We start from the raw sequence: 5,187 nt of genomic DNA, 5'->3' as shown, positions 1-5,187 counted from the left end.
GCGAGGTGCTGTCCACGGGGGACACCGAGACGGATGAGCGGGTGAACCGGGAGGCCACGCGGAAGGTCGGCGTCCGGTCCATTATCGCGATGCCACTGCGGCACGGGCTGCGGGTGAGTGGGGCGCTCAACATCGCCTCCTCGCGCCCGCACGCGTTCACGGAGCGGGACACGCGGACCATGGAGCTGCTGGCGGGGATGCTGGGCGCGGCCATGGCGAATGCCGTCGAGTACGAGGCCAAGCAGACGCTGGCCAGCGAGCGTGCCGAGGCGCTCTCCGCGCTGCAGGAGACGCAGGAGCTCTTCTCCTCCTTCATGAACAACAGCCCGGCGCTGGCCTACATGAAGGACACCGAGGGCCGGCGCGTCTGGGCCAATGAGCCCTACCGGCGCTTCTTCCGGCTGGAGGGAGCGGAGCTGCACGACGTCACGGATGAGGAGCTGATGCCGGAGGAGGCCGTGGCGCATGTCCGCCAGCGGGATCGAGAGGTGCTCGAGTCCGGGCGTCCCATGACGACCGAGGCGATGATCCCCGCGCCGGACGGCAACGAGCATCACTGGCTCACCTACCGCTTCCTTGTGAAGGATGAGGCGGGCCGGCGCTTCCTGGGCGCGGCGTCCCTGGACATCACCGAGCGCAAGCGGGCCGAGGCGGCGCTGCGGCGCTCCGAGGAGAGCTTCCGGTCGCTCATCGAGGGCTCGCCGGAGGCGATCTTCGTCCACCGGGGCGGGCCGCTCCTCTATGTGAACCGCTCCGCGCTGCGCTTCCTGGGGCTGCCGGCCTCCGAGCTGGTTGGCACGCCGGTGCTCCAGTATGTGCACCCCGAGGATCAGGAGATGGCCACGGGGGTGCTGGACGCGGCGCCCGAGATGGTGTGCTCGGGGGCGTTCGAGCTGCGCTTCCTCCAGCGCAACGGGCGGGTGATGACGGCCGAGGTGAGCTGCCTGAGCGTCGTCTTCCACGGCGAGCCAGCCACCGTGGTGAGCGCGCGCGATCTCACCGAGCGCAAGCAGATGCAGTCGCGGCTGGTGCTGTCGGATCGGCTGGTGGCCATGGGCACGCTGGCGGCGGGCGTGGCGCACGAGATCAACAACCCGCTGACCTTCGTGATCTCCAACCTGTCCTTCCTCGCCAACGAGCTGGGGACCCTGGCGGGGGAGGTGCCGCCGGGGAGGCTGGCCGAGTCGGAGGAGGTGCTGCGCGAGGCGGCCATGGGCGCCAACAAAGTTCGGCAGATCGTGGCCGATCTGAAGACGTTCTCACGCGCGGACGACGATGTGCCCACGTCCGTCAACCTGCAGAACGTGATCGAGTCCGCGATCACCATCGCCCGGGCGGAGCTGCGCTATCGCGCACGGGTGGTGCGGGACTACGTGGAGGTGCCGCCGGTGGAGGGCAGCGAGGGGCGCCTGGGCCAGGTCTTCCTCAACCTGCTGATCAACGCCGCCCAGGCCATTCCGCAGGGGCAGCCCGAGCACAACGAGATCCGCATCAAGCTGCGCACCGTGCAGGGCCATGTGATCGTCGAGATGCGGGACACGGGGGCGGGGATCCCTCCGGAGATGCGCTCGCGGATCTTCGATCCGTTCTTCACCACCAAGCCCGCGGGAGTCGGGACGGGCCTGGGGCTCTTCGTGTGCCAGGGCATCGTCACCCGCTTTGGTGGGGAGATCTCCATGGAGAGCGAGGTGGGCCGGGGGACGACGTTCCGGATCATCTTCCCCACGGCACGGGGCTTCCGCTCCGGGCGGCTCACGCCTGCCCCGCTGCCTCCGGGCGCGTCCACGGGTGGGGGAGCGCTGCCCTCGTCGTCCCAGTCTTGAGCCTGGAGGGCCGCTCCCGGGTGCTCACTCCGTGGGCTCAAACCGAGGCTCGGTGTCCCCTCGAGCCGAGGCCTCGGCGCCGTGGCGGAAGACAGGGGTGAAGACGCGTGGGGCCTTCTTCTTGCGGACACACCGCGTCTGCGCGCTCATGTAGCAGACGGAGAAGGCACGGCGCCGCTGCCCGGTGCGGCTTGCTCCGGAGCGGTGCCAGACGTGGTTGTGCAGGAGGAGCACCTCTCCGGCCCGGGCAGGCAGGTGGATCCGGCGGGACTCTGCGTCGGCCTCGGCCACGCGCTCCGGAGGGATGACGCCTCCCAGCGGGGTGACGAGCCCGCTTCGGTGGCTGCCGGGCACCACCTCCAGGCAGCCTCCTTCCTCGGGCGCGTCGTCCAGGGCCGTCCAGAGCTGCAGCTCGGGCTCCTGGGTGATGCCCCAGAGCCGGCCACCGTCCTGGTGCCAGGGCAGGTTGCTGCCACCCGCCTGGCCCTTGTGGAAGAGGATGGCGCGGTAGATGACGATGTCGCCGGGGATGACCGCTCGAGCGATGCGCTCGAACAGGGGGTTCTCCAGCCACGTCCGGAAGCGGGGATCCAGCTCCAGCTTCTCCAGCTTGCGGTAGTCGAGCGACGGGCCCTGCCACCCCAGCCCCAGCGGCGCGTCCTCATAGCGGCCCGTGGGCGCGTCCAGCTGGAAGAAGAGGCCCGGGTACGTCACTCGCCCGAGCATCAGATCGTCCGTCCGCTCCCGCAGGGCCGCCAGCCCCGCGTCGTCCAGCAGCACGCCCAGGCGGGCGTAGCCGTGCTCGGCGTAGTGGGCGAGCGCCGAGTCCACGTCGAAGCGATCAGGGGGCACGCGCAGCATGATCACCTACCTCGCATAACGGGCGTCGGTACCGAGGAACGCCTGGTGAAGCTCATCGATTCGCGCGAGCGTCTCCGGTGAGAGCGGCCGGGTGCAGGCCTCCAGCGCGGCGTCCAGGTGCTCCACCGAGCCGGGGCCTACGAGGACGGAGTCCACGCCGGGCCGGCTCGCGAGCCACGCGTAGGCCAGCGTCACCAGCTCCAGGCCCTCGGCCTGGGCCACGGCACGCAGGGCCTCCACCTGCTCCAGCAGCCGGCTGGAGCCATAGCGGCCCTGGTACATCCGGTTGGAGCTCAGCCGCGAGTCCGAGGGGAGGGGAGCGCCCGGCGCATAGCGGCCCGTGAGCACACCGCCCGCAAGCGGGTTGTAGACAGTGGTGTGGAGGGGGTGGCGGCGGGTGAAGGGGAGGTACTCCAGCTCGAGCTGGCGCACGAGCACGTTGTAGAGCACCTGGGAGACGGCGGGGCGCGGCAGGCCTCGCGCATCACAGAGCGTGTTCAGCTCCAGGATCTGCCACGCGGCGAAGTTGGAGACCCCCCAGTGGCGCGCCTTGCCAGCCCGCAGCAGACGGCCCACCGCCTCCAGTGTCTCCTCGAGCGGCGTGGCCGGATCCGGCTGGTGCAGGTAGAAGAGGTCCACGAAGTCCGTGCCCAGCCGCTCCAGGCTCTCCTCCAGGGACTGCTCCACGCGCGCGGCGGACAGCCCCTCCGGCCGGCCCTGGACCCGCGCGAGCCCCGCTTTCGTCGCCAGCCCCACCTCCTTGCGCCGACCGCGGAGCGCCTGCCCGAGGATTCGCTCCGCCTCGCCGTTGCCGTACACGTTGGCCGTGTCGAAGAACCGCACGCCGCGCTCCAGCGCCCGGTCGACGATGCGCCGGGCCTCGGCGGCGGGGGTGCGCTTGCCGAAGTTCATCGTCCCCACGGCGAGCACGGGCGGCGGGGCCTCGTCCGCCGGTCGGGGCGTGAGCCAGGGGACAAGCCGGGGGTCGGGAGTGCTCATGAGCGCACTCTCGGTGCCCCGCGCCGCGACGTCCAGCGGTCCACGCGTACACGATGGGCGGGCAGGAGAGCTTGCATGCCAGGGCTCCGCGCCGCATGTATTCCCTGATCTATGCCCTACCGACGCGTCACCCGCTTCGTCACTGCTCCGGATGGCACCCGGATCGCGTACCACACGCACAGTGGGGAGGTGCCCGAGGATCGCGTCGAGTCGGAGATGGCCTCCCGGCCCCCCGTGCTGCTGACCAATGGCATCGGCACCTCGGAGAACTTCTGGCGCTACATCGTGGCCAACCTCGAGCAGGACCACCGGGTGGTGCACTGGAACTACCGCGGGCACGGGCACAGCGACGAGGCCCGCGACGGGGACTACTCCGTCAGGGCCCAGGTGGACGATCTGGAGCGCGTCACGGAGGCGATGATGCGGCGAGGCAATGGCCGGGCCCCGCACCACATCGCCTTCTCCATGGGTGTCCGCGTCCTCCTCGAGCTGTATGACCGGCGTCCGGAGCTGGTGCCCGCGATGACGCTCATCGCAGGCGCTGCCGGGGCTGCAGGCACGTGGAGGCAGGGGCGCCTGGCACGGCTCGGCCTGGCGGCGATGAAGCAGGCCGTCGATGCGGCCGCGCCAGTGATACCCCTGATCTCGCCGATGGTGAGGGCCTTCCTGGCCAGCTCGCTCGCCTACTCGGCGGGCCGGCTGACGGGGACCCTGCGGTCGCGAGCCCCGCGAGCGGATATCGACGAGTTCTTCTTCTCCCTGCGCCGCATGAGCCCCGAGGCCTACTGGAAGACGCTCCAGGGGCTCATGGTGGGGCACTCGTGGGATGTGCTGGCGCGGGTGCAGGTGCCCACGCAGCTCATCGCGGCGGCCCACGATCTGATCGTCCCGCTCAGCGACATGGAGCAGATGCGGCGGATGCTGCCCCGGGCACAGTGGCTGCTCGTCACGGATGCGGGGCACGCCGGGCTGGTGGAGGCAGGGAGCGAGATCGCCCAGGCCGTCCGGACCTTCCTGGTAGGGCAGGGGATCGAGCCGGCGTCCATGGCCCCGTGAATTCGACTGGATTCGCCGGGGGTTGTCGCGCCATAACCCTACCGTGCGAGTCGTGTCCTGGAACGTGAATGGACTGAGAGCGGTCCACAAGAAGGGGTTCGAGCGCTGGCTCACCGGAGCGCGGGCCCACGTGGTGGCGGTGCAGGAAGTTCGAGCCCGCCCCGAGCAGCTCCCCGAGGAGCTGCGGGCCCTGAAGCGCTGGCGCACGCACTTCGTGGCCGCCGAGCGCCCCGGCTACAGCGGCGTGGGCCTCTTCGCCCGGGATGCGCCGGACGACCTGGAGACGGTGCTCGGCGTGAAGGAGATGGACGCGGAGGGGCGCCTGCAGGTGGCGCGCTTCGGGCGGTTGACGATCGTCAACTGCTACTTCCCCAACGGCAACGGGAAGAACCGGGACAACAGCCGCATCCCCTTCAAGCTGGACTTCTACCGACGGCTCTTCGAGCGG

Annotated in this window: 5 protein-coding genes; 3 read left to right on the top strand and 2 right to left on the bottom strand. The window is 70.5% G+C overall.

Going from position 1 to position 5,187, the window contains the following annotated elements; all coding sequences use genetic code 11:
• Positions 1-1,823 (top strand): PAS domain S-box protein (locus tag VD972_RS28355; protein ID WP_324991878.1); only part of this gene is annotated, 1,823 nt, incomplete at its 5' end.
• A 24-nt stretch (positions 1,824-1,847) separates the two neighbouring features.
• On the opposite strand, the gene VD972_RS28350 is transcribed toward VD972_RS28355, so the two are convergent.
• Together VD972_RS28350 and VD972_RS28345 are read right to left on the bottom strand one after the other, a co-directional pair.
• Positions 1,848-2,684, bottom strand: a complete 837-nt coding sequence (locus VD972_RS28350) for a phytanoyl-CoA dioxygenase family protein (protein ID WP_324991877.1) — start codon at positions 2,682-2,684, stop codon at positions 1,848-1,850.
• 6 nt (positions 2,685-2,690) lie between these two features.
• Positions 2,691-3,683 (bottom strand): aldo/keto reductase, encoded by a 993-nt coding sequence (locus VD972_RS28345; protein WP_324991876.1) that lies wholly within the window; start codon positions 3,681-3,683, stop codon positions 2,691-2,693.
• A 111-nt stretch (positions 3,684-3,794) separates the two neighbouring features.
• Between VD972_RS28345 and VD972_RS28340 the strand changes: the two genes are divergently transcribed.
• Positions 3,795-4,739, top strand: coding sequence for an alpha/beta hydrolase (locus VD972_RS28340; RefSeq protein ID WP_324991875.1), 945 nt, complete (start codon positions 3,795-3,797; stop codon positions 4,737-4,739).
• 43 nt (positions 4,740-4,782) lie between these two features.
• Positions 4,783-5,187 (top strand): exodeoxyribonuclease III (locus VD972_RS28335; protein WP_324991874.1); only part of this gene is annotated, 405 nt, incomplete at its 3' end.

It is taken from the genome of Hyalangium sp. (assembly GCF_035629615.1).
In the GTDB taxonomy this organism is placed as follows: Bacteria; Myxococcota; Myxococcia; order Myxococcales; family Myxococcaceae; genus Hyalangium.
This window is presented reverse-complemented; position numbering and strand designations above follow the sequence as displayed.